Source organism: Paenibacillus sp. FSL H3-0321, from assembly GCF_038002865.1.
Taxonomy (GTDB): Bacteria; Bacillota; Bacilli; order Paenibacillales; family Paenibacillaceae; genus Paenibacillus_AQ.
Map to the genome: position 1 here is coordinate 1,376,290 of NZ_JBBODH010000001.1, position 24,298 is coordinate 1,400,587.

The 24,298-nt window shown below is 51.4% G+C and carries 23 protein-coding genes; 5 read left to right on the plus strand and 18 right to left on the minus strand.

The genetic code is table 11. The features are described from left to right. Positions 1 to 4: 4 nt before the first annotated feature. The 6 genes from MHI45_RS06050 to MHI45_RS06075 form a co-directional block, all read right to left on the minus strand. The gene (locus tag MHI45_RS06050; protein ID WP_038594267.1) at positions 5 to 970 is read right to left on the minus strand and encodes an ABC transporter ATP-binding protein; all 966 of its coding nucleotides are present in this window, start codon (positions 968 to 970) and stop codon (positions 5 to 7) included. After that, positions 963 to 1,946 carry an ABC transporter ATP-binding protein gene (locus tag MHI45_RS06055; RefSeq protein ID WP_038594270.1) on the minus strand — a complete coding sequence of 328 codons (984 nt, stop codon included), beginning with the start codon at positions 1,944 to 1,946 and terminating at the stop codon, positions 963 to 965. Before MHI45_RS06055 ends, MHI45_RS06050 begins: the two co-directional genes overlap by 8 nt. 14 nt (positions 1,947 to 1,960) lie before the next feature. After that, positions 1,961 to 2,821 (minus strand): oligopeptide ABC transporter permease, encoded by an 861-nt coding sequence (gene opp4C, locus MHI45_RS06060; protein ID WP_379144776.1) that lies wholly within the window; start codon positions 2,819 to 2,821, stop codon positions 1,961 to 1,963. Positions 2,822 to 2,899: 78 nt separating this feature from the next. Further along, the gene (locus MHI45_RS06065; RefSeq protein ID WP_038594276.1) at positions 2,900 to 3,853 is read right to left on the minus strand and encodes an ABC transporter permease; all 954 of its coding nucleotides are present in this window, start codon (positions 3,851 to 3,853) and stop codon (positions 2,900 to 2,902) included. Between the two features lie 61 nt (positions 3,854 to 3,914). Next, positions 3,915 to 5,669, minus strand: coding sequence for an ABC transporter substrate-binding protein (locus MHI45_RS06070; protein ID WP_076109778.1), 1,755 nt, complete (start codon positions 5,667 to 5,669; stop codon positions 3,915 to 3,917). 235 nt (positions 5,670 to 5,904) lie between these two features. Further along, entirely contained in the window at positions 5,905 to 6,807 is a 903-nt protein-coding gene (locus tag MHI45_RS06075; RefSeq protein WP_076109779.1) for an ArsR/SmtB family transcription factor, read from the minus strand. Positions 6,808 to 7,017: 210 nt separating this feature from the next. Here MHI45_RS06075 and MHI45_RS06080 point away from each other — a divergent pair, with 210 nt between their 5' ends. The 3 genes from MHI45_RS06080 (at position 7,018) to MHI45_RS06090 (ending at position 9,554) form a co-directional block, all read left to right on the plus strand. Then, positions 7,018 to 7,311, plus strand: a complete 294-nt coding sequence (locus tag MHI45_RS06080) for a GNAT family N-acetyltransferase (protein WP_076109780.1) — start codon at positions 7,018 to 7,020, stop codon at positions 7,309 to 7,311. A gap of 85 nt (positions 7,312 to 7,396) precedes the next feature. Next, complete coding sequence (locus tag MHI45_RS06085; RefSeq protein ID WP_076109781.1) at positions 7,397 to 8,248, plus strand: GNAT family N-acetyltransferase; 852 nt, start codon at positions 7,397 to 7,399, stop codon at positions 8,246 to 8,248. Between the two features lie 232 nt (positions 8,249 to 8,480). Beyond that, entirely contained in the window at positions 8,481 to 9,554 is a 1,074-nt protein-coding gene (locus MHI45_RS06090) for an SDR family oxidoreductase (RefSeq protein ID WP_439823159.1), read from the plus strand. A gap of 56 nt (positions 9,555 to 9,610) precedes the next feature. Here the strand turns inward: MHI45_RS06090 and MHI45_RS06095 are convergent, their stop codons facing one another. From MHI45_RS06095 to MHI45_RS06115, 5 genes are all read right to left on the minus strand, one after another. Next, complete coding sequence (locus MHI45_RS06095) at positions 9,611 to 9,994, minus strand: winged helix-turn-helix transcriptional regulator (protein WP_038594293.1); 384 nt, start codon at positions 9,992 to 9,994, stop codon at positions 9,611 to 9,613. A gap of 99 nt (positions 9,995 to 10,093) precedes the next feature. Continuing rightward, a complete protein-coding gene (locus MHI45_RS06100; RefSeq protein ID WP_144024271.1) occupies positions 10,094 to 10,849 on the minus strand; it encodes a hypothetical protein in 756 nt (251 codons plus the stop codon). 26 nt (positions 10,850 to 10,875) lie between these two features. Continuing rightward, the gene (locus MHI45_RS06105; RefSeq protein ID WP_038594296.1) at positions 10,876 to 11,328 is read right to left on the minus strand and encodes a flavodoxin; all 453 of its coding nucleotides are present in this window, start codon (positions 11,326 to 11,328) and stop codon (positions 10,876 to 10,878) included. Between the two features lie 169 nt (positions 11,329 to 11,497). Further along, positions 11,498 to 11,863, minus strand: coding sequence for a VOC family protein (locus tag MHI45_RS06110; RefSeq protein ID WP_076109784.1), 366 nt, complete (start codon positions 11,861 to 11,863; stop codon positions 11,498 to 11,500). Positions 11,864 to 11,965: 102 nt separating this feature from the next. After that, positions 11,966 to 12,799, minus strand: coding sequence for an AraC family transcriptional regulator (locus tag MHI45_RS06115; RefSeq protein WP_076109785.1), 834 nt, complete (start codon positions 12,797 to 12,799; stop codon positions 11,966 to 11,968). 293 nt (positions 12,800 to 13,092) lie between these two features. Here MHI45_RS06115 and MHI45_RS06120 point away from each other — a divergent pair, with 293 nt between their 5' ends. After that, a complete protein-coding gene (locus tag MHI45_RS06120; protein WP_076109786.1) occupies positions 13,093 to 13,956 on the plus strand; it encodes a class I SAM-dependent methyltransferase in 864 nt (287 codons plus the stop codon). A 3-nt stretch (positions 13,957 to 13,959) separates the two neighbouring features. Beyond that, on the plus strand, positions 13,960 to 14,706 hold the full coding sequence (locus tag MHI45_RS06125; protein WP_076109787.1) for an RluA family pseudouridine synthase: 747 nt from the start codon (positions 13,960 to 13,962) through the stop codon (positions 14,704 to 14,706). 54 nt (positions 14,707 to 14,760) lie between these two features. Here MHI45_RS06125 and MHI45_RS06130 read toward each other — a convergent pair whose 3' ends face one another. The 7 genes from MHI45_RS06130 to MHI45_RS06160 all read right to left on the minus strand — a co-directional run bounded on the left by MHI45_RS06130 (position 14,761) and on the right by MHI45_RS06160 (position 24,110). Further along, positions 14,761 to 15,192 carry a MarR family winged helix-turn-helix transcriptional regulator gene (locus MHI45_RS06130; RefSeq protein WP_038594308.1) on the minus strand — a complete coding sequence of 144 codons (432 nt, stop codon included), beginning with the start codon at positions 15,190 to 15,192 and terminating at the stop codon, positions 14,761 to 14,763. Positions 15,193 to 15,388: 196 nt separating this feature from the next. Then, positions 15,389 to 17,830 (minus strand): DNA gyrase subunit A, encoded by a 2,442-nt coding sequence (gyrA, locus tag MHI45_RS06135; RefSeq protein ID WP_076109788.1) that lies wholly within the window; start codon positions 17,828 to 17,830, stop codon positions 15,389 to 15,391. A 240-nt stretch (positions 17,831 to 18,070) separates the two neighbouring features. Then, positions 18,071 to 20,053, minus strand: a complete 1,983-nt coding sequence (gene parE, locus MHI45_RS06140) for a DNA topoisomerase IV subunit B (RefSeq protein ID WP_038594314.1) — start codon at positions 20,051 to 20,053, stop codon at positions 18,071 to 18,073. Between the two features lie 68 nt (positions 20,054 to 20,121). Next, complete coding sequence (locus tag MHI45_RS06145; protein ID WP_076109789.1) at positions 20,122 to 21,111, minus strand: ABC transporter permease subunit; 990 nt, start codon at positions 21,109 to 21,111, stop codon at positions 20,122 to 20,124. Further along, positions 21,104 to 22,084: an ABC transporter ATP-binding protein gene (locus MHI45_RS06150; protein WP_083675523.1), complete on the minus strand. Its 981-nt coding sequence runs from the start codon at positions 22,082 to 22,084 to the stop codon at positions 21,104 to 21,106. Before MHI45_RS06150 ends, MHI45_RS06145 begins: the two co-directional genes overlap by 8 nt. Before the next feature lie 52 nt (positions 22,085 to 22,136). Further along, positions 22,137 to 23,078, minus strand: coding sequence for a GDSL-type esterase/lipase family protein (locus MHI45_RS06155; protein WP_083675524.1), 942 nt, complete (start codon positions 23,076 to 23,078; stop codon positions 22,137 to 22,139). A 234-nt stretch (positions 23,079 to 23,312) separates the two neighbouring features. Continuing rightward, on the minus strand, positions 23,313 to 24,110 hold the full coding sequence (locus MHI45_RS06160) for a CAP domain-containing protein (protein ID WP_076109791.1): 798 nt from the start codon (positions 24,108 to 24,110) through the stop codon (positions 23,313 to 23,315). Positions 24,111 to 24,298 lie beyond the last annotated feature (188 nt).

Sequence of the window (24,298 nt, forward strand, 5' to 3'; positions counted from 1 at the left end):
GAAGTTATGCCAAATGACACGCCACATAATGGCCTCCGCCGGCATCGCGGAACACCGGAATCTGCGATTTGCAGACCTCCACGGCAAACGGACAGCGGGTATGGAATTTGCAGCCGGAAGGCGGGTTTGCCGGGCTCGGAATATCGCCTTGCAGCACGATCCGCTCCCGCTTCAGCTTTGGAATCGGAACGGGAACCGCCGAAAGCAGCGCCTTGGTATACGGATGCAGCGGATGGCGGAACAATTCGTCCCTAGCCGCTGTCTCCACCATGGAGCCCAGATACATCACACCGATCCGGGAGCATAAATGCTCCACTACGCTGAGATCGTGGGAAATAAACAAATAGGCCAGTCCCTTACTCTGCTGCAGCTTGCTGAACAAATTGATGATCTGGGCCTGAATGGACACATCCAGTGCCGAGACCGGCTCATCGGCTATGATGAGGTCAGGATTCAGGATCAACGCCCGCGCTATTCCAATCCGCTGGCGCTGGCCGCCGGAGAACTCATGCGGGAAGCGGTCGATATGATAGGAGGACAAGCCGCAGGCTTCAAGCGCATCCAGCACCAGCCCCCGGACCTCCGCTCTGGAGCATAATCCGTGATCCAGCAGAGCTTCGCCGATGGCGTCACCAACCCGGACTCTGGGATTAAGTGCGCTGTAGGGGTCCTGAAAAATCAGCTGCATCCGGGGCCGCAGCTGGCGCATCTCAGCGGGTGAAAGGCTGTGAATGTCCACACCCTTAAACTTAACCTCTCCGGCTGTTTTTTCGGTCAGCCGCAGAATAGTCCGGCCTACCGTACTTTTGCCGCTGCCGGATTCCCCGACAAGCCCGAAGGTCTCGCCCGGCTGAAGCCGGATGCTGATATCATCCACAGCTTTAACATGTCCTACCGTACGGCTCAGCAGACCTTGCGTGACCGGAAAATACTTCTTCAAATGATTAACTTCAAGCAGTGCCTCAGACATGGACTTCCGCCTCCTCATACAGCCAGCAGGATACTTTTTGCCCGCTGCCCGTCTCCTGGAGCTGCGGCTGGCGGCTGCGGCAGACCGGCATGCAGTGCTCACAGCGGTCATGGAAATAACAAGACGGAGTCAGCGTAAGCGGATTAGGCACCTGCCCCGGGATTGAATACAGCTCCTCTTGCCGCTGGCCCATCACAGGTTTTGACTTCAGCAGACCTCGTGTGTAAGGATGTTTGGGATTCTTAAACAGTTCGACAACCTCGCCCTCCTCGACGATTTTGCCGGAATACATCACAATCACATAGTCAGCCATCTCTGCCACGACCCCAAGGTCATGGGTGATTAGCAGGATCGACATTTTGGAGCTTTCCTTGAACCCGCGCAGCATATCCAGAATTTGCGCCTGGATCGTAACATCCAGCGCCGTAGTCGGCTCATCGGCTATCAGCAGCTTCGGATTGCAGGAAATAGCGATGGCGATCATGATCCGCTGCAGCATTCCCCCGCTCAGCTCATGCGGGTAACTGTCGGCAATCTGCTCAGGCCGGGAGATCCCCACTTGCTGGATCAGCTCAATCGCCCGCAGCCGGGCTTCTTTTTTCTTCATTTTCAAATGAACGGTCAGCGGCTCCATAATCTGCTCCCCGATCTTCATTACCGGATTGAGCGATGACATCGGTTCCTGAAAGATCATGGCAATCTCGTTGCCGCGGATCGCCCGCAATGTATTTTGATCTAGCTGCAATAAATCTTCTCCCTGAAAATCTATACTTCCTCCGGCAACCCGCCCTCCGGGCTTCTCCACCAGTCCCATAATCGACATGGCGGTTACGCTTTTGCCGCAGCCGGATTCCCCGACAATGCAGACCGTTTCCCCTTCGCGTACCTGGAAGCTTACATTATCAACGGCTGTTACATTCCCTTCTTCTGTGAAGAACTTGGTGCTGAGACCGTCTATCGTCATTAAATCCTTCATCGGATGTTGGACACCTACCTCTTCTGTTTAGGATCAAGCACGTCTCTGAGGCCGTCACCGAATATATTAATGGCAATGACCGTGGCGAATATCGACAGACCCGGCGGAATCCACAGCCAAGGGCGATTCTGGAAATCGATCATATTATTCGCAGCATCAATCATGTTCCCCCATGTCGGCGTCGGCGGCATAACCCCCAAGCCGAAAAAGCTGAGTACGGATTCGCTGAGGATCGCTCCGCCGATGTTAAGCGTCGCCATCACGATCAGCAGTGGAACAATGTTCGGAAGCAGATGGTTGAACAGCTTTCGGCGGTCGCTAAGCCCCAGCACTACCGCAGCCTGCATGAATTCGCGTTCCCGCAGGCTGAGCATTTGGCCTCTCACCATCCGTGCCAGACCCGGCCAGTTCACGATACTCAGCATAAGCATAACAATATACATCCGGTAGTCCGTCGGAATCTTCCATTCCGACAGCAGCGCACCGAAGATGAACAGCAGCGGCAGACTGGGAATCGTCATCAGCAGATCCGCAATACGCATAATGATCTGATCAGCAATTCCGCGGTAATAACCGGCTATCGCCCCCAGAAGGGCGCCGAGAAATACGGACAATACCATCGAAGCAAGTCCGACTGTAAGCGAGATGCGTCCGGCCTGCATCACCCGCGTCAGTATATCGCGGCCCAGCGCATCCGTTCCCAGCCAATGTTTGAGATTCGGCGCTTTATTCATCATGGCCATATTGATTTTGTTATCTGTATACGGCGAGAACAAAGGACCGATAAAACAAAGAACAAACATAAATACAACGACTACAAAACCGGATACCGCCAGCTTGTTATGAAGCAGTCTCCGTATTGATTGCCGGAACAGTGAGGATTTCTGGACCTTGGCTGCAGGCCTGTGAAGCTCGTTTAAAGTGCTGTTAGCTGCCACAATGTCATCCCCCCTCTATAACCGGACACGCGGATCGGCAACCCGGTACAAAATATCCGAGAGCAGCGTTCCGATCACGGTCAGAATGGCAAGCAGCATCGTAAAGCCCATCAGCAGAGGATAATCCCTCAGCCCGAAGGACTTCATATACAGTTGGCCGATGCCCGGCCAGTTGAAGATCTGCTCGATAATAATTGACCCGCCGAACAGCGCCGGAAGCTCGAAGCCAACGAGCGTAATGGCTGGCAGCAGCGCATTTCTCAGCGCATGGGTGAACAGCACCTTCCGCTCCTTTAAGCCCTTGGCGCGGGCTGTGCGGATATAATCCTGTTTCAGCACATCTATCATATTGCTGCGGAAATACCGGGTTAGTGAGCCCAGCCCAAGCAAGGTCATCACTATAACCGGCAGCGTCATATGACGCACAACATCTTTGAGATATGCCATACCTGCAGCATTGCTGCCTGTGGTCGTCATTCCGCCAGGCGGCAGCCATTTGAAGTCAACCGCCAATATTTTAATCAGGAATAGGCCGATAAAAAAAGACGGAAGCGACATCGCCGCGAATATAGCAATCATCACCAGCGTATCAAACCAGGAGTATTGCTTATAGGCAGAAATCACTCCGATAATGACCGCGATAACCCAGGTCAGAAAGGTTGATACCGCCGCCAGCAAAAAAGAATTCCAGATATAGTCGTTGAACAGCTGAAGCACCGGCTTCTGCTGGGCGAGCGAATATCCGAAATCCCCGTGCAGTGCATTTTTCATCCATATGCCATATCGTTCAAGCACCGGTTTGTTCAGGCCGTAGATCTCCCGCAGCTCCGCCTTGCGTTCTGCAGTCAGCTTGATATTCCCGGTGATAAAGTCCCCCGGCGTAGTAGCATAAAGGCAAAAAATGAGCAGTGATGCCGCAAACAGAATGATGAATATATACAGCAGTCTTTTTGTCAAATAAGTACTCATGATTGGCTCCTTATGGATTCGTCCCCTGCCGTTGCATACCCGGCAGGGGACGAACAGTTAATTATTGCAGAGTCCAGTCCGGCAGGCTGCCGGCAAGCCCGATGAATGGGCTGACCGTAAGATTCTGGATGCGGCCGTTATAGGCGTACACTGTCTTTTTGTAGCTGGTGAAAATGATCGGAAGTTCATCATTTAACAGCTGGTAGAGCTCTTTGTAGACTGCTTTACGCTGTTCGATATCGGTAGTGGCCAGTGCTTTATTGTACAGCTCCAGGAATTTCGGATTTTCGTAATCGTTAATTTCACCGTCGAAGAATTGCATGAATCCGTCAGCCGGATCGGTCAGCATAGGTGTGGAGAAGGATACGAGATCATAATCCCCGCCTTCCACCTTCGAAACCAGCGAGTTAAAATCTGCGAAAATTTCCGGTTGGAACTCAATGCCCAGCGCTTCAAAGTTCTCTTTGGCTACAGCAATAAAGATGTCGGTGTTTTTACTCTTGGAGCCCAGATAGTGAATGCTGAGCGGCTTGCCGTCTTTTTCGCGGATACCGTTCGCACCTACAGTCCAACCGGCCTCATCCAGCAGCTGTTTGGCTTTTTCCGGATCATATTTGTAAGGATTGATGCCCTCTTCCGTATATGACCAGGAGATCGGCGATGCCGGAATATTGGCAATGGAGCCTGCACCCTGGGCAGCGTCCACGTAAATACTCTGACGATCAAGGCCGTAGACTATCGCCTGTCTCACCAGCTTATCCTTGAGCTGCTCATGCTTCAGGTTAACCTGCATGTAGCCGTAAGTGCTCGGTGTATAAGGAATGATATTCACATACCCGAGTCCCTTCAGCTTTTCGATATTTTCTTCTGTGGCACTGAAGGAAGCATAGTCGACTTCTCCTGTCTCCAGGAACTGCCAAACGTCGCCCTCAGAGGTTTTGTAAATGAAATGTTCGGTCTTTGGTTTGCCTTTGAAGTAGTTCTCATTAGCCACCAGCCGAACTTCTTGCCCGGGGATGAATTTCTCCAGCTTGTAAGGACCGTCGCCAAGCGGTTTCTCATGCAGCTTCTTAATGTACTCCAGCTCGCCGAATTTGTAGTCCTTGCCATAATAGGCTTTCGACAGCACATTGGAGCCAAGTACCACAAGTGCCGTAGCATTTGGCTGCTCCAGCGTTACCGAGATCGTCTGCGGGTCAATAACCTTAATGCCTTCGATGCTTTTGGCAGTACCTTCTTTGTAAGCTTTGCCGCCCTGCACATTGAGCGAAGGCAGCGAGGACCCCCCGTCATAAGTCTTGTCATATTGAATCGTCCAGGTAAAAGCCACATCATCCGCAGTGAGCGGTGAGCCGTCGCTGAATTTCAGGTCTTTGTGCAAATGGAAGGTGTATGTAAGCTGATCCTCCGACACATCCCAGCTTTCGGCAAGCTCCGGAGTAGGAACACCTTTGTCATCTACCGTTACCAGTGAAGCATAAAGCAGAGAAGAAACGTTGCCGTCATAACCACTTTCCTGGAAATAAGGTGTAAACGCGCCGCTGGGGTCGGTGAGTCCGACGATTATCGTATCCGTACGGTTCTGGGCAACTGCGGGCAGCTTCGACAAGTCAGTTGCCGTGAAAGGCTCGCTGAGTGCGCCAGCCGGCACGGGTGCCGGTGAAGCTGCCGCTTCGGTTCCGCCAGTATCTGCAGAGGCCGTAGCCGGGGTGTCCACAACTTCAGAGTTGTTCGCACTGCCGTTGTCCGAGCAGGCCGAGAGCAGCAGTGAACCTGCTATCAGTAAGGTGGACAATAAAATCGTACTTTTTCTCACAAAATCATCTCTTTTCTCTCCATTTTATAAAGACTGATAATTCCTACCTACTAAGTATGATTAATGACCGATAGTTCACATTATAGAAAGTAAATTCTGTTCTGTAAAGAGAGAACTTAAAAATAATTCTCCACAAACAGAATTCACTGGCGTTTTTTCCATTACAAAAAAAGCCAAAGCTTCTCTTCAGCAGAGAATACCTTAGCTTTGTAAAGGATTATAGGGTGTACCGGGTTCAATTCAAATATTTAAAAAGCTGCTCATTCATCCGGTGAATCCCCTCCAGACGAAGGCTGTATGCGGTGACATTCTCCCCTTCGATGTAGGCATGAAGCAGACCGGCACACCGGAGACTGAAAATATGATCATGTACGATCCCTTTGGAGATGCCCGCTTGCTTTACGATTTCTGTGAACGTTTTGCGTTCTCCGCCGACCGATTGAAGAATCTTCAGCCGGCTTTTTTCACCCAGACTGCGTAGAGCCCTGTACATAAATGGAGATATTTCCTCATCTGTGACCATAATTCTCGCCGCATAATGACAAATGGTCAAAGTGCCGAAGTTGTAAATAATGTTGACAGGCTGAAAATGAAACTGCGGGATTAGCACCAGCCTGCGCAGTCCGTCCCCCGGCAAGAAATAGAAACCATTGGTTGTCTTGTTGACAAAATCGGAAGTATTGTTTGTCTTGAGTTCCCTGTTCCGTTCCTTCGTATGCTCCTGCAGCTTAGCGAGAATGGCGGGATCACTGGTGCTGAAGTATTGCCGGTTCCATTCGGTTAACAGGTAGGTCATCCGGCTGCGGAACTGCTCCATCTGGACAGGAAACACACTGACATGCCCGGCAAGGGTTTCGTATATTTCACCGACCGACAGACTTTCCAGCCAGTTCAGCGCACTCTCCACATTTTGTTTGGCCGGACATAAATAGATCAGCAGGTTCAGCAGCTTCCAGTCATTCCCGAGATCTGTTTCCTCCAGTGCACTAAGAAGCCCTGGACTAAGCTTGCCTGCCACTTCGGCAGCCCACGGGGTACCCAGATCAATTTTTTTATTGGATTTCTTGCAGATAAACGTATGTATGCTGTTTACTAACTCATAAACAGGCTCAAACTGAACCTCTATCTCGTATTCCATGGGCTTTCCTCCTGATGCAACTTCTATTCGTTACAGCGTTAGTGTCTTAATCTTAGGGCATGTAGCAGCGTAAGTGCAAGTCATTCCGCATCCCCTTCCAGCTGGTGTTAAGTTCTTCCATGAAAACAGGCAGTCATTGTGTACAGTTCTCGCTTTTTCCAAATCAGGGTAGTAAAATAAAGGCATTACATTTAGGCAGGAGTGAAGAATATGGAACTGATTGAACAAGGCGAAGGACGTTTCTATATTGCAGGCGACGGTAAGGACCTTGCCGAGATTACATACAGACTGGAAGAGGCTACAGGAACACTGGTCATTGACCATACCTACGTCTCTGAGGATCTGCGCGGTCAAGGTGCCGGTGAAAAACTTGTACGCGCGGTTGTGGACAAGGCCCGTGAAGAGAATTTGAAGATTGTCCCCGTGTGCTCTTATGCTGCGCATCAATTCAAAAAACATGAAGAGTACTCGGATGTACTCAGCGGAGACGGAAACCGGTCTTAAGACCATGCCCGTTTCCTTAAATACTATGAATCTATGGGAGCTAAAGCTTCATCGCTGAGCGCTCACAACCTTAGGAGGAAACGGTTTGACTACAGCTGACACTTTAAAAGATATAGAAGAATTGCAGCAGCGCTGCGAGCAATACGAGGGAATCTCCCTCAAATTGAATTGGGATATGCTGCGGCTGCCTTCAGCGGCCGGCGGGACGGAATGGCTGGTAACCTACGAAGAGGAACTGCTGGTCGGTTTCATCGGACTATACAGCTTCTCCAGCGAAATGGAAATATGCGGCATGGTCCGCCCGGGCTACCGCCGCCGCGGAATCTTCACCTCCCTTTGGATGCGGGCCCAGAGCATTATTAAGCAGAAAAAGGTTACCACACTGCTGCTGAATACGCCCGCCAATTCAGCTTCGGGTTCAGCATTCCTGCAGACATTGCCACTGGTCTTCAATCATGCCGAATACCAGATGAAATGGGATGGAAGCACTTTGCCGCAAGGCTCCGGAGAAGCCAGTTCTGCTGCCGGTACCGTGGTGCTGCGGCCCGCTCGCGAGGACGAGGAATCCATCCTCATTAAGCTGGACAGCGGCGGCTTTAACATGTCGGAAGAGGATGCGGCCGAAGTTTTTGAAATGTATAAACATGAAGGGCTGGAGGAGCATATCATCATTGAAATGAACGGACAGCCTGCCGGTAAGATGCGGCTGTCCACGGAGGATAACGAAACCTGGATTTTCGGATTTACGGTCGACCAGAAGCTGCGCGGACTCGGTATCGGACGCAGTGCACTGCTGCAGACCATCGAGCGGGAGCGGCGCAATTATAACAGTGTGAATCTGGAGGTTTCACTGGACAATCCCAACGCGCTTAAGTTATACGAGAGCTGCGGATTCGTAATTCTTAACAAGCAGGATTACTACCGCTATACCGGCTGAATTCCCTGCCTCTCTATTGCAGCACAATAGTACAACATACAGCAGCCCCTTGTCGCTTGGCACCCTTCGCCAGCAGCAAGGGGCTTTCTTGATTGCCGGTGAGTCCAGCTCCTTATGTTACCTGCAGGTTCCTATATGACTTCAAAGTGCGTACTATTCATCCCTCTTCCCGCGATCCATACTTGGGGTGTATCCAAATCCAATACACAGAGAGAGAGAGAGGACAATGAATATGAATTCAAAAGAAGAACATACACCGCAAAAAACAGCCCTCGTTGTCGGCGCAGGCGGCGTGATTGGACGCAATCTGATCGAACATCTCATTACGCTGCCCGAATGGGACATTATCGGCGTGTCACGCCGGGGTGGAGAGAATACTACGCGCATCCGCTACATTTCCGCCGATTTGCTCGACCCTTTGGACGTCCGCCAAAAGTTAGGCAGCCTTTCGGAAGTGACACATATTTTTTACGCAGCCTATCAGGATAAGCCCACCTGGGCGGAGCTTGTCCCCCCAAACCTCGCCATGCTGGTTAACGTAGTAGATGTTATTGAACCGGCGGCCCATGCTCTGCAGCATATCAGTCTTATGCAGGGCTATAAAGTATATGGCGCTCACCTAGGACCCTTTAAAACGCCTGCCAGGGAAACCGATCCCAATCATATGCCGCCGGAATTCAATATTGATCAGCAGAACTTTCTTGAAAAGCGGCAGCAAGGGAAAAGATGGACCTGGTCAGCACTGCGACCTTCCGTCGTCGGCGGATTCGCACTTGGCAATCCTATGAATCTTGCCCTCGTTATTGCCATATATGCCTCCATGTCGAAGGAGCTTGGGTTGCCTTTGCGTTTTCCCGGTAAACCTGGGGCCTATCATAGCTTGCTCGAAATGACTGACGCAGGGCTGCTGGCGAAAGCGACCATATGGGCGGCAACCGATACGCGCTGTGCTAATCAGGCTTTTAATATTACGAACGGCGACCTGTTCCGCTGGAGTGAGATGTGGCCTAAAATCGCCGCGTATTTTAATCTTGAAACGGCTCCGCCTCTTCAGATGTCGCTGTCTGTAGTCATGGAGGATAAGGAGACACTGTGGAATAACATGGTAGAGAAGTACGGCTTGGAAAAAAACAGCTATCAGAGCGTATCATCCTGGGCATTCGGGGACTTTGTCTTCTCCTGGGATTACGATTTTTTTGCAGACGGTACCAAAGCACGCCGCTTGGGCTTCCATGAGTTCGTAGAAACGGAGAGTATGTTCATGAATATTTTTGACGGGCTCCGAAAAGCGAAGGTTATCCCTTAAGCAATACTCCCTGTATGTATGATAGCTTTTCTTAAGAAAAACGACCGGTCCCTGTTTCAGAGGCCGGCCGTTTTATCATTCCGCTCACGTTCAGACAATACAATGGCCCGATCACCGTACACCCGTTCAATGTGCGTATCGCCCCATTTGCACAGAAGGTGAAGAATTGCTTTTAGACTCCAGCCATATTCCGTCAGCTCATACTCTACTCTCGGTGGAACCACATTATAAGAAGTCCGTTTTATGACTCCGTCCTCTTCCAATTCCCGCAGCTGCTGCGTTAGCACCTTCTGCGTAATAGCTGGCATCAGGCCCATCAGTTCCCCATTGCGTTTCTTGCCAAACGTAAGAAAGAATAGAATCACCGGCTTCCACTTGCCTCCGATCACTTCAAGCGTCGCTTCCACTGCGGTGTTATAGGTTTTAATTGTTTCCGGCATGGGCTGGAACACCTCCTGCCCTTAACCATATCTTCATGTCCCCTGCTTGGCAAGCCTATCGCGTTCCGGGAAGGAATGGATAGTCCACTTGGTTACGGATTACATTAATCCGTATCTTCCGAAGGATTCCTCACTTTTCTCGTTCCTGCGCTCTCCGTATTTTAATGCAGGATAGGCCATGGCTTCGCCCTCCAGGAATACAGACAACAATCGCACATAATCAAGTGATTCGCCAAGCGGTACACCTGCTCCGTCAAAGATATGCCGGCGGCCGTCAAGCAAAGTATATATTTCAATGGTTTCAGCTGGTTCTCCATAAGCCTTATGGCAGAACACATTAGCCATGTGCAGAAATCCGGTGATCACATCTTCATTTCCGTTCACCATAAATTTCTGGATATTCAAGCAGCGTCCATTTATTGCGGAATTCCAGGCCAGTTGAAAAATCATCGCCAGGTCGATCTCCAGCTCCGGTACCGGAACATGCCACTGCTCATAGAGCATCACCGGCACCTCGCGGGTATGATTCCCGGAGACAATGCGCATCAGCTCGTCAGCCACCGCCGTTTTGATATCCCAATAGTGCATTAGCGAAGGAAAAGCTGTTCCTTTGGGCGGCCAGCGCCGCTCCAGCAGAAATTGGATAGGCGTCTCCCTGCGCACCTCTGGCTGCAGACTGTAGAAATCGTTAAGAGTGTGTCCTACTGCATACTGGACTTGCTGCCTCCAGCGCGGAAGCCCTGTGGCCGCAGCCCCTCCGGTAGGATCCTCGGCTCCGCCCAGCATGATATGCTCCATGCGGAAATCGTTAAGCCGGCTGTAGCCTGCGTCCGGCACTTCCCTTCTTCCCGCCACCTGATATCCTGCCGCGCCGCCCATTCTTAAGAAACCGCCGCGCAGGTTTCGATAAATTGACGACCGAAATTCCGGCAGGCCTCTTTCTCGGCAGCGTTCGGACCGTATTCAATCTTCAAGCTTTCCTGAACTATCTCTGCGCCGCGTTCCTTGAGTTTCTCCTCAATCTGATTCACGGCCCCGCAATAGATTTCATATCCGGTGTCCCCGCTTCCGAAGGCAGCTGCCTTATAAGCCGTCAGATCCAGATCATCCATCTCCTCATAAAAATCTAAAAATTCATCAGGCAACTCACCGTCACCCCAGGTATAGGCACCAAGCAGCACGCCCTCATAAGCTTTTATCTCATCCGCATTGCAGTCGGTGACCGATTTCAGAACGGCCTCTCCGCCTGCCTGGCGTATTCCTTCCACAATCAGCTCAGCAATCTCTTCCGTATTGCCGGTCAAGCTGGCATATGCCACGAGCACCTTAGCCATGAATCTGTTCCTCCCCAAGGTAAACATTAAATTTAAACCAACTTTTACTAACCTCATTCTATTTGATAATGATTATCATTGTCAATATATAAAAACACGAACACTGACCGGGAGTCCGGTTGATGTTCGCGTTCATCGTCGATTCTGTATTCTCGAGGCTTGCTATAACTTAATATGCTCCTTCAAGCAAGGTAATGCTATTGCCGTCAGGATCGCGGAAATTCATTTCCTTACCCCCGTATTCCATTGTAACCGGCGGTTGGCAATCCAATCCTCTTGCCTTGAGCGTTTCATAGGTCTCATCCAGATTGCTGCAGGAGAACACCAGATTGACTGCTCCTGTCGTCAGCTTATCCCATTTATTCTCATCCCAGATAATGATGCCCGGCTGACTCTTCTCAAAGCCAATCTTCGCCCCGTCAGAGTTGCCATAGCCTTCAAACGGTACGGGAATCCCCAGCACCTCTGCATAAAATGCCGCCAAGGCTGCAGTATCCTTGCTGTACAAATTGATGCCTTCAAAAGCAGAAATCATAGTATATCCCTCTCATTCTCATCATTTGGTTAGCGGCGCATTGGCCATCTGACAACAGTATACCTGGTGACCGTCCCCGCTGTATTGCAAAAAAACGACATGTTAATTCCGTGCATAGGCCAGAGCCTCAAGCGGCGTTTTGCCGGCAAATTTCTTGAAATTATTATTCAGATGGGACTGATGGCTGTAGCCGTAGCTATATACAACATCCTGAATATTTCTATTCTGTGAGGGTGTACGGTATAGATCCAGCCATACATTCTGAAAGCGCACAAGATCGGCTGTTTTTTTGGGCGAAATTCCGATATATTCACGAAAAAGCCTTTCCAGCTGCCGGCTGCTAAACCCCGAATTCCCTTCCAGTGCAGCGGCGGATATGACGCCTTTGGACCTCACGATGGCATACACAGCATTCAGCATGCCGTCATTGCTGTGCCGGGTCTTCTCCAGCTGACGCAGCAGATAAGCTTCCACCAAGGCAATCCGTTCTGCTACAGTACGGGTCCCCGGCAGCTTGTCTCCCAGTTCGCTGCGGAAGGAACCGAAATATTGGTCCACTCCGGTATGAATGTTCAGGACCTCCCTGAGATGGTCATCGGCGAACAAGTGCACGGCCCAGAAGTGGAAGCGGATGGCGAAGCGGAGTTTTCCCGTATCGCCGTGAGCTTGTCCGGCTTCAAAAGGCGTATCGTTAATCCCGCAAAAAATCCCGCCCGACTCTCCCGTCTGCTCATCCCACTCCCAAATGATGTCCATGCAGCTGTCCGGAATAATAATTTCTCCCCCAAGGGAGGGGGCCGAGGGATCATTAAGCTGTTTCTCTGGCTCTCCCCAGAAACAGCGGATATAAGGACGCAGCGCCTTGCAGGGCAGAATCTCCCCTGCCCCTTTCGGATTCGCCGTAATCGGATAATACAGCTCCGACAGATTGTACATGAAGCTGCTGCCCCCTTCTGTGCTTGTTCAACTTCCGATAAACATACTTAACCTGATCATACACAATCACTGCCAGAAACGCTACAATAACGGCCGTCAGCACTCCTCCGAGAAGCAGATAGTTTCTTGTCATTTGTCGGCCTAACTCGCTGATATATTTGGAAATATTATACGCACATCCCCAAATGGGCAAAATGAGAAGAGTCGCAGCTTTGTTACCTTTTTGTTTGTAGGGCCCTTGCTAAATGTTGTACAATAAAGGCTAAATGAATTTTTTGAAGGATGGATTAAATATGTATATAGCAGGCGATTGGAAAGACTACGAAGTTATTGATACCGGAGGCGGAGAAAAGCTGGAACGCTGGGGCGATATTATTCTGCGCCGCCCGGACCCGCAAATCATTTGGCCGCTCGCGAACGAGACGGCGAAGTGGCGGGATGTGCACGGACATTATCACCGCAGCTCGGCAGGCGGCGGACAATGGGAAATGAAGAAAACCATTCCGGACGACTGGAAAATCAGCTACGGCAAGCTGAAATTCCACCTGCGTCCGACAAACTTCAAGCATACTGGCCTGTTCCCTGAGCAAGCGGCCAACTGGCGCTGGATGATGGACAAGATCGCTGAGGCGAACCGTCCGATCTCTGTGCTCAACCTGTTCGCTTACACCGGTGGGGCTACAGTGGCTGCAGCGAGCGCCGGAGCTTCAGTAGTCCATGTGGATGCGGCCAAAGGCATGGTCCAATGGGCGAAGGAAAATGTGGCCCTGTCCGGCCTTGCCGAACGTCCGGTCCGCTATATTACCGATGACGTCTTCAAATTTGTACAGCGCGAACAGCGCCGCGGCAGCAAATACGATGCAATCATTATGGACCCGCCTTCCTATGGCCGAGGACCCGGCGGTGAAATGTGGAAGCTTGAAGCGAGTCTGTACCCGTTCCTGGAGAGCTGCATGCAAATCATGAGCGACAGACCTTTGTTCATGCTCATTAACTCCTATACGACAGGCATTTCTCCGACTGTTCTACGCAATATGCTCTCGATGACGATGGGCAAACGGTACGGCGGCAAGCTGACCTCCGGCGAAATCGGACTGCCGATTACCTCCTCCGGGATGAACCTGCCTTGCGGAATTTTGGGCCGCTGGGAGGCGTAAGCCATGACTGCACACAATTCCGGTACAGCCGGAGTGCCCGGGGAGGGAAATTCCCGCTTTGAAGTTCTGTACGAGGACAACCACCTTCTCGGCATCGTGAAGCCCGTAAATATCCCCGTACAGGAGGATGCTACTGGCGATGCAGACTTGTTGAGCCTGCTTAAGGAAGATGTGAAGGAACGCTTTAACAAGCCTGGTAATGTGTACATGGGGCTCGTTCACCGGCTGGATCGTCCAGTCGGAGGTGCGATGATCTTCGCCAAGACATCCAAAGCCGCTTCACGGCTGTCCGAAAGCGTCCGTACCCACAGCTTCCATAAAGTCTACCTGACCGTGGTGCACGGCCAGCCTCCGGCCTCCCAGGGCCGTCTGATCAATACCTTGCTCAAGGATGCCAAGAGCAATACAGTTACCATTGTCCGCAAAGGAACACCGGGCGGCAAAGAGGCTATTCTGGATTATACGGTGCTGGGCAGCGCGGAGGGGTATACTCTGCTGAAGATAGACCTGCTTACCGGACGTTCGCATCAGATCCGAGTGCAGCTTGCCGGAATCGGCTGTCCCTTGTTCGGGGATCAGAAATACGGTTCGGCGGTGAACAGACCGGGGCAGCAAATTGCCCTCTGGTCCGCGCTGGTTGGCTTTCCGCATCCGGTTACCAAAGAAGAAATCGAGCTTATCTCGCTGCCGCCGCAGACTTTTCCCTGGAATCTGTGGTCCCGGCATTTGCAAAAACAGGCCATCCGTTAACGGATGGCCTGTTTTTTGAGCTTATATAAGTATTAATAAGATCAAAGTTTAGGTTCAGGGTGTAGAGCCTTCCGGCGTTGGAGCAACCGCCATCTTGCCCATCAGATAAAGCAGCAGCTGCTGATTATGTGAAGAAATCGGATCAAGCGCTTCGGCAAAAAAATCACTGCGGATCTGGAGTCCGCGCTCGGTCTCTTTCTGTCCGTTCTCCGTGATGCTCACCCAGACAATCCGCCGGTCCGCTGCATCGCGTTCACGCACAATCAAATTATGCTTCTCCATCCGGTCAAGCAGCATCGTCACCGCCGCCGGGCTGGTCGCGAGATGGGGGGCCAGATCAGAAGGCTTCATTGCGTCACGTTCCTGAAGCAATTCAAGCACGGTGAGTTGGGCATCTGTCAGTGTAGGCGCAAGCTTGCTATCCATATGTAGCTTATAGTCCTTCAATATTTTATGCCAAATCTTACTGAATTCTGAGGAATGCACAGTTACTCCTTCCTTTCCCTGCGGATTTCAATCCGGTATATCTACATTTTCGAGAAAGAAATTCCATTTCCTGCAAAACGAAAAAATAAATAACCAAAACCCTTGTTATCCGTTACTTTACCTATACAAAAAGGCGTTGTGGCCAGCCCGTGAGGAGCCGTCAAACGCCTTTTGTCCCTATTGCAGTGAATACAAATTACTTAATCGCCGGCAAAAGAGTAATGATCTCATCCTTCTTCTCAACCGGAACAAGCTGTTTGCCTGTAGAACGGCGATCGCCCAGCGGAGCAGCCTCAGAAGAGAACTGATGATGCAAGCCATCACGGGTGAAGGCGACTAACTCCAGCGGTTCCTTGCAATGGAATGCCCCTGCCAGCCTGCTGCCGTTCGGTTTGACCCGTTTGCCTTCCTTGAACTCGAAGGTCGGCATCCCTTTGCCGCCGCGGCTCTGCGACGGATAATCCACTAATAGCGACCGTTTCGCATATCCAAGGTCGGAGACAACCAGTATTTCGCCTTCGTCTTCGCTTACCCAGAAGCAGGAAACCACTTCATCGCCTTCGCGAAGCTGAATGCCGCGGACTCCGCTGGCCACACGGCCCATCGGATTGACTTCGTTCTCGCGGAACCGGATGCTCATCCCTTCGCGGGTCACAAGCACGATGTCCTTGTCTCCGCTGCTCAGCGCCACTGTAATGATCTCGTCGCCATCTGCCACCTTGCAGGCAGCCACGGCTCCGGAACGGCTCGTAGAGTACTCCTTAAGCTCCGTACGTTTGACCTGGCCCTTACGCGTGACGAAGACCAGACTCGCCTGAGGCTCCTCCAGATTGCCCACCGGCAGCACGCTGACAATGCCATCGCCTTTCGCCAGGCTGATGACGTTCACGATTGCCGTGCCGGGCTCTTTCCATTTGAATTCCGGTATCTGGTGAACCGGAAGCAGGAAATATTGCCCCTTGCGGGTAAATACCAGCAGGCTATCCCTTGTATTGAGATCCAGCAGCTTGACGATATGGTCGCCTTCCTTGACACCGGAGGCTTGACGTTCACCGCCCGAACGCGTGAACGAAGGCATTCCGGTCCGTTTGATGTAACCATCGGCCGAAAGTGCTACAAGCACATCCTCGGCGTTAACCAGTACTTCAAGGCTGACCTTCAGCTCTTCAACCTCGCCCTGAATAAGCGAGCGGCGGTCTATCCCGTATTTATCACGGATCTCCAGCAGTTCCTTGCGGATGACGGCGATCAGTTTTTTGTCGCTGTCCAAGATGCCGCGCAATGTGGCAATCCGCGCCTGCATTTCGTCCAATTCCTTCTGGAGCGAATGAATCTCCAGATTGGTCAGACGGTACAGCTGCAAAGTAAGAATGGAATCGGCCTGGCGTTCGCTGAAGCCGAACATCCATACCAGATTGTTCTGGGCATCCTGGCGGTTCTTTGATGCCTTGATCGCAGCGATGACCTCGTCCAGTATGTTCAATGCCTTTACAAGCCCTTCCAGAACGTGGGCGCGGTCCTCCGCTCTTTCCAGGTCGAACTGGGTGCGGTGGGTAACCACATCACGCTGATGGGCGATATAGGCTTGCAGGATAGCCTTAAGGCCAAGCTGCTGCGGAGCCTTGTTGACAATAGCCACCATATTGAAGTTGTAAGTGACCTGCAGGTCGGTTTTCTTCAGCAGATAAGCCAACACGCCCTGGGCGTCAGCTTCCTTCTTCAGTTCCACCACAATGCGCAGCCCTTCCCGTCCGCTTTCGTCGCGGACTTCGGCGATGCCTTCGATCTTCTTCTCCAGACGGATATTCTCCATGGAGGTGACCAATCGTGATTTCACAATCTGGAACGGCACTTCCGTAATAACGATCTGCTGTTTGCCGCCGCGCAGATTCTCAATCTCTGTCTTGGAGCGCAGGTAAATGCGGCCTTTGCCGGTACGGTAGGCGTCCATAATTCCTTCGCCGCCCATAATCGTCCCGCCTGTCGGGAAATCCGGACCTTTGATAAATGTCATGATGTCCTCAAGCTCGATATCCGGCTTTTGCATCACCGCGATACAGGCATCAATGACCTCACGCAAATTATGCGGCGGAATCTCCGTAGCGAATCCGGCCGAAATGCCGCTCGTTCCGTTGACCAGCAGGTTCGGATAACGTGAAGGAACCACCACTGGCTCCTTGGCTGTGTTGTCAAAGTTATCTTTGAACAGCACGGTGCGCTTCTCGATGTCGCGCATCATCTCCATGGCAATCGGCGACAGGCGGGCTTCCGTGTACCGCATCGCTGCTGCCGGATCATCATCCATCGAGCCCCAGTTGCCGTGTCCGTCCACAAGCACATGGCCCATCTTCCAAGGCTGTGCCATCCGCACCATACCGTCATAAATCGACGAATCCCCGTGGGGATGATAATTACCCATGACATCCCCGACGGTTTTGGCGGATTTACGGTACGGCTTGTCCGGGGTATTCCCGGAGTCGTACATGGCGTATAGAATCCGGCGCTGTACAGGCTTCAGCCCGTCACGGACGTCCGGAATCGCCCGGTCCTGAATGATATATTTGGAATACCGGCCAAAGCGGTCACCGACGACCTCTTCCAGAAAAGCCGGTAAAAATTGTTCTGATAAACTGCTCACTTGGCTCACCTTCTGTTCCTCAAACTGCCCGCCTAAAAAAAGTGTGCTGATCCCTTGTCACTGCGGGGAATGTTTGGACTTCCGATCGCTGTTATTCCCGAATTTCTTCAATTTGACCCGCTTTACGGTTGAAATTCGAGAATAAAGGCGAACGCTGACGCTTCTGCAGTTCCAAACTTCCCCTTCGTTCCTCAGATCACCAAGCTCTTTTTAACAATCGGGATAATCGTCACTTGCACACTACTCTACAAATTCGGTAAAGTCGACGTTTTCGACAATCCAGCGTTTGCGGGGATCGACCTTGTCACCCATCAGCGTGGATACGCGGCGCTCCGCCTTTGCGGCGTCCTCAATCTGCACCTGAAGCAGCGTGCGTGATTCCGGGTTCATCGTCGTCTCCCACAGCTGGTCGGGATTCATCTCGCCGAGTCCTTTGTACCGTTGCAGCTCGAAGTTTTTGCCGAATTCCTTGAGGTAATTCTGCAGTTCTTCGTCGCTCCAGGAGTAACGTACCGTCTCCAGCTTACCTGATTTGCGGGTCAGCTTATACAGCGGCGGCTGGGCGATAAACACCTTGCCGGCGTCAATCAACGGCTTCATGTACCGGTAGAAAAAGGTCAGCAGCAGCACTTGAATATGCGCACCGTCCGTATCAGCATCGGTCATAATGATAATTTTGGAATAATTGCTGTCTTCTACGGCAAAATCCGGACCGATTCCCGCACCGATTGCGGAAATAATCGCCTTGTACTCATCATTCTTAAGAATGTCCAGCAGTTTGGCCTTCTCCGGATTCATCGGCTTGCCCTTAAGCGGCAGAATAGCCTGAATCTTGGAGTCACGCCCCTGCTTGGCTGATCCTCCGGCGGAATCGCCTTCGACGATAAACAGCTCTGTACGCGTAACGTCCTTGGACTGCGCAGGCGAGAGCTTGCCGCCCAGGTTGGAGCTTTCACTGCGTTTCTTGCCGCTGCGGATTTCATCGCGGGCCTTGCGCGCCGCTTCACGGGCTCTGGAGGCCTGGATGGATTTCTTCAGCAGGCTTTGCGCCACCTGCGGATTCTCCTCAAGGAAACGGGCCATGTTCTCGGACACGATAAAGTCGACGGCACTGCGGGCAGAAGCGCTTCCGAGCTGATCCTTCGTCTGGCCGACGAATTCTACCTCGGACATCTTGACGCTGATTACCGCCATCATGCCTTCGCGCAGATCATTGCCCTCCAGGTTCTTGTCCTTCTCCTTGAGCAGCTGTGTCCGGCGGGCATAATCATTCAGCACACGGGTATAAGCTGTCTTGAAGCCGGTCTCGTGTGTTCCCCCGCTGCGCGTAGGAATCGAATTGACGAAGGAGGCCAGCGTCTCCGTATAACCTGCGTTATACTGCAATGCCACCTCAACTTCAATATCATCCTTCTCCGAACTGAAATGGATGACGTCATGCAGCACATCCTTGCCCTCATTGAGAAACTGCACGAATTGGCTTGCTCCGCCTTCATAGAAAAATTCATCCTGGCGGCCGCTGCGCTCGTCACTTAGATTAATCCGCAGCCCGGAGTTCAAGAAGGCGATCTCTTGCACCCGTTCCGCAAGGGTATCATAGTTCAGGGCAATGCCATTCGGGAAGACGCGAATATCCGGCTTGAAGGTAATCTTCGAACCGGTCTTATTCGTATTTCCCAGCACCTCAAGACCGGTAACAGGCTCACCGACATGCTCTTTCCCCTTTGCGTCTACCCAATATTCGAAGCGCTGGCGGTGGATTTTGCCGTCACGATAAATTTCGACTTCCAGCCACTCGGACAGCGCATTGGTAACTGAAGCCCCTACGCCATGCAATCCGCCCGATTTCTTGTACCCGGAGCCGCCAAATTTACCACCGGCATGCAGGATCGTGAAAACAACCTGCGGTGTAGGCACTCCGGTCTTATGCATCCCGGTCGGGATTCCCCGGCCGTTATCAATGACGGTAACCGAACCGTCCTTGCGCAGTGTAATATCAATCTTCGAGCAAAACTTGGCTAAATGCTCATCTACGGCGTTATCCACTATTTCCCATACGAGATGGTGCAGTCCCGAGGAACTCGTACTGCCGATATACATGCCGGGCCGTTTGCGGACCGCAACCAGACCTTCGAGCACTTGAATGTCGTCAGCATCGTATCCAGTCCGGCCTGTTTCGGCGTTCTTAGAGACTTTTGCAAACATATCGATCTGTTCGAGCATTCATGCTCCTCCTTCTTTTCTCTCTATCTATGAAATGCAAACAAACGTTTTGGTTCACTTTGTACATTCTAATTCAAAATATCCCGTTTCGTAAAGACGGCGAATGAAATGATTACTGCAGAAATCCCCCAAACGGCCAGAACAGCCATGGAAAAAGGCAGTGTCATCCCCTCAATAGGTGCCGGTGTTCCGGCCAAATACCCGGTTAATCCCAGATTAACCATAAATAAATATTTAGCTGTCGTCCAGGCCGAAGCCATATTGGTCAGAATCGTTCCGGCGATCAGTCCTGCCATCATCACCACGATGCTTGCCGCTGTGCTGCGCACCAGCACCGATACCATAAACGCCAGCAGGGCAACGACTACGCTCACGAACCAGATTAACCCGCCCTGCATCAGCAGGTATTTCCATTGCGGAACGGAATGGACAGCCGACATATCCACCGCATCTCCGCTGATTTGGAACCCGGTAAATACAGGAAGATTAAAGCCCTTGTATCCAAAAACAAGCCCCGAAATCAGATAGCTGATTGCAAACACCGACAGTACAATCAAGGAGACGAACATCAGCAGCGCCGCCAGCTTGCTGAACAGCACCTTCCAGCGTTTGACCGGCCGGGTCAGCAGCATCTTGATCGTACCGGTCGTCCTTTCCCCGGATACAAGATCTGAGGCTACTGCCATAATCAGCAGCGGAATGAACAAGGAGACCGAGTTGTCCAGGAACTCGCGGGTAAAGGTAACCCCGCTGGGCTCATTCGGATTGACGTCATGGTCCAGATAATACTGCAGCTGCTGGACGAATATCCGCCGGTAGGACTTCCATTCCTCGGGAATCCGGTCGCTGCCCAGTGAATTTTGATTATCGGTAATTTGCTGCTGTATCTCCAGTCTCCAGTCCGAATTAAACTTGTCCCGGCTGCGCTCGGCTATACGCATCTGTGCATAGGTAAACATAGGCACAAGTACGGCCAGAATCAGCAGTATAACATAAAACCGTTTCTTTTTTATAATCTTCAGGCACTCATTACGGATGAGCGGAAGCAAATTAATCAATAGTTTCACCTTCCGTTAGCTTCAAGAATAGCTGTTCCAGTGTGGGGTTTATTTTATGCACGGCGCTAACTTCCACTTCCGCTGTGACCAGCACGGCAACAATCTCCGGAATCAGGTCTTCATCCATGACCGTGATGAGGGAATTCGCGCCCATTCCGGCAATGACGGAGTCGTCAAGCGTAACCTCATCCAGTTCGAGAAGCTTGATGTCAGGACGTCCGGCCAGTATCGTTCTGGCCCTATTCAAAGGCTCCAGATCCCATAGCACATACGGGGAATTGCGCGCAACCAGTTCATTTACCCCGCCAACCGCCAGCACGCGGCCTTTGCTGATAATCGCAACCCGGTCGCACAGCAGCTGAATTTCGCTCAGCAAATGGCTCGATACAAATACCGCGAGGCCTTCCGCAGCAAGCTCGCGGATAAATTCGCGCAATTCTTTGATCCCTTTAGGGTCCAGACCGTTTGTCGGCTCATCCAGAATCAGCAGCCGGGGACGGCCCAGCAGCGCCTGGGCAATTCCAAGCCGCTGCCTCATCCCCAGCGAATAGGTGCTTACCTTGTCATGAATGCGCTGGTCCAGCCGGACAATGTCCACTACCTCAGCAATACGCGCCTTGTCCACGCCTGGCTGCATGCGGGCGAAATGCTGCAGATTCTCCCAGCCTGTCAGATAGGTATACACTTCCGGATTCTCTACGATCGAGCCAACATATTGCAGCGCTTTTTCCGGTTCACGGTTAACGTTATAGCCGCAGACGGTTATCTTGCCTTCACTTGGGCGAATCAGGTCCACAAGCATACGGATTGTAGTTGTTTTGCCGGCCCCGTTGGGTCCAAGGAAACCGAAGATTTCCCCTTGCTTCACGTCGAAGGTAACATCATCAATGATCCATTTCCGGCCGATTTTTTTGCGGACGCCTTCCACTGACAGAATAACTGTCCCGGCTTCTCCGCTTATATCTTTATCCATGTTCTCACAACTCCTTGCTACGATCATTTCTGACTTGCGGTGAAGTAAATCCTTAGCGCACAGCCTGTATGATTCGTTCGCTCATCCGCTGATAGCCGTCGCCGTTCGGGTGAAAATGATCGTTTGAAAGATACTTATCCAGATGGCGATTGAACAAATCAAAGGTTGGGACGAGTGTCATATTGCTGTGTGTGTTAATGATATCCATTGCCGCGTTATTCCAGGCTGTAACCGCCTGATTGCCGGGCACCAGCAGATCCTCGATATCTCCAAATGGATTATATAATCCGACATAATAAATTTGCGCCTGCGGATTGATCTCGGCGATGCTCTCCAGAATCCCGCCAAGCCGTTTCGAAGCATCTGGCAGCGCGGCCAGCAGCGATTCCGGCGTCACCTCATCTTCAGTGGCCGAAGGAACGCTTGTCCCGGATGAGCCGGTCTTCCCGCTCACAGTCCCTGTTTCAGAAGGTTCTACTCCAGGCATTGAAGCAATGTCCGCAGAACTCCCTGTCTCCGTTGATGTTGTTCCCTGTTCTGCACTGCCCGTTCCCATTATATCCGAGCCCCTGAACAAATCATTGCCCCCGATCGAGAGCAGCACGACGTTGGCCTGCCGCAAGGCATACCGAACGCCTTCTTCTTTGAGCCTGCTTTGCAGACCTGTGGTTGTCAGCCCGTTAATGCCCATATTGCCAAGCAGCTCCGCCTTGCCTCCGCCAGCCGACAGACCGTCCAGTGTACGCTTAACAAAACCGTTTCCGGTGTTGTCACCAGTGCCTTTGGCCAAAGAGTCGCCAAGTGCCAATATTTTCACTTCATCGCTGCTTGCCGCCGTGGGAACCGGTGTTTCCTGCGGCAAAGAGGTTGAAAGAACTTCACCCTTCGGGTAAATAATATCGTTCACCGCATATCCAAACCCAACGATCAAAACTAACGTTGCTGCTATGGAAATCAGGCTCACAGTGCGCCAGGTCCATTTTGAATCGTTCAAAGCCATCCCTCCGTATGCAGTTCTTATCACCAGTGTTCCACATTTTACAAACTTCTTAACTATGTAGATAAACATAATTCTTCTATACTTAATTTGCAAATATCCATCGTTCAAGCGAAATTTGGCGGTTTTTGTCCTTAATAGTCTATTATATCAATCGAAAGCATATTTTTCTCAAAAAAAAACGTCCCCCCGGCAATGCCGGGAGAACGGGTTTTGTACTTTTCATTTGGTTTATTTTCCGATGAATTCCTGAACCCAGTAATTGTTGTCGAAACCTACGCCGATGTAGTTAAAGTTCGCACTCAGAATATTGGCACGGTGTCCCTCACTGTTCATCCAGGCCGTCATTACTTCTTGCGGAGTTCTCTGGCCCATTGCAATGTTCTCCCCGGCAGCCCGATAAGTGACGCCAAAAGTGGCCATCATATCAAAAGGCGATCCGTACGTCGGGGATGTATGCGAAAAGTAGTTGTTCGTACGCATATCGGTTGCTTTAGCTGCGGCCACCTTGTTCAGACTTTCCAAAGCGCTGACCGGGGACAGCCCTGCTGTCGCACGTTCCTTATTCACAAGCGTAACGATTTGCTGGATATAGGACTCTTGAGTGCTGACTACTGCTGCTGGTGTCGCTGTTGGTTTTGGCGTCGCAACCGGTGTTACCGTTGGTGCCGCTGTCGCTACTGGCGTTGCCGTTGGTTTAGCTGTCGCTACAGGCGTTGCTACTGGTGTCGCCGTTGGTGCGGCTGTTGCTGCGGGTGTCGCTGTTGGTTTAGCTGTTGCAACCGGTGCAGGTGTGTTTGTCGGAACAACAACCGGTTGAGACTTGTAAACTGTCACTGTTGTATTGGAAAAAGGAAATCCCTTAAGGCTATATTGATTAAAATATTGCATGAATTGTGCGAAATTAGTTGGTGCTCCAGTCGCAGTATTACCCGCCTCTGCATTTGCCTGTATTGGAAGAGAAATGCTAAGCGCCATCACTGCCGCCACACTTCCACCTATCATTGCTCTTAAAGTTTTGCTCTTCATTCTGCCATCTCCTTGTTCATGATGTATTTGTTATGTTGCAGTCGGCCGAAGTAATGGGCTCCAAATATTACAAAGTTGTAATCTGTTCCTCAGTCATTGTAGCATAAATCTCTCAGCTGTGCGCTTCTAAATTTTTACATTAATAGATTGCAAGATAGGCAAGCAGACGGCTTGTACATTTCAACTCC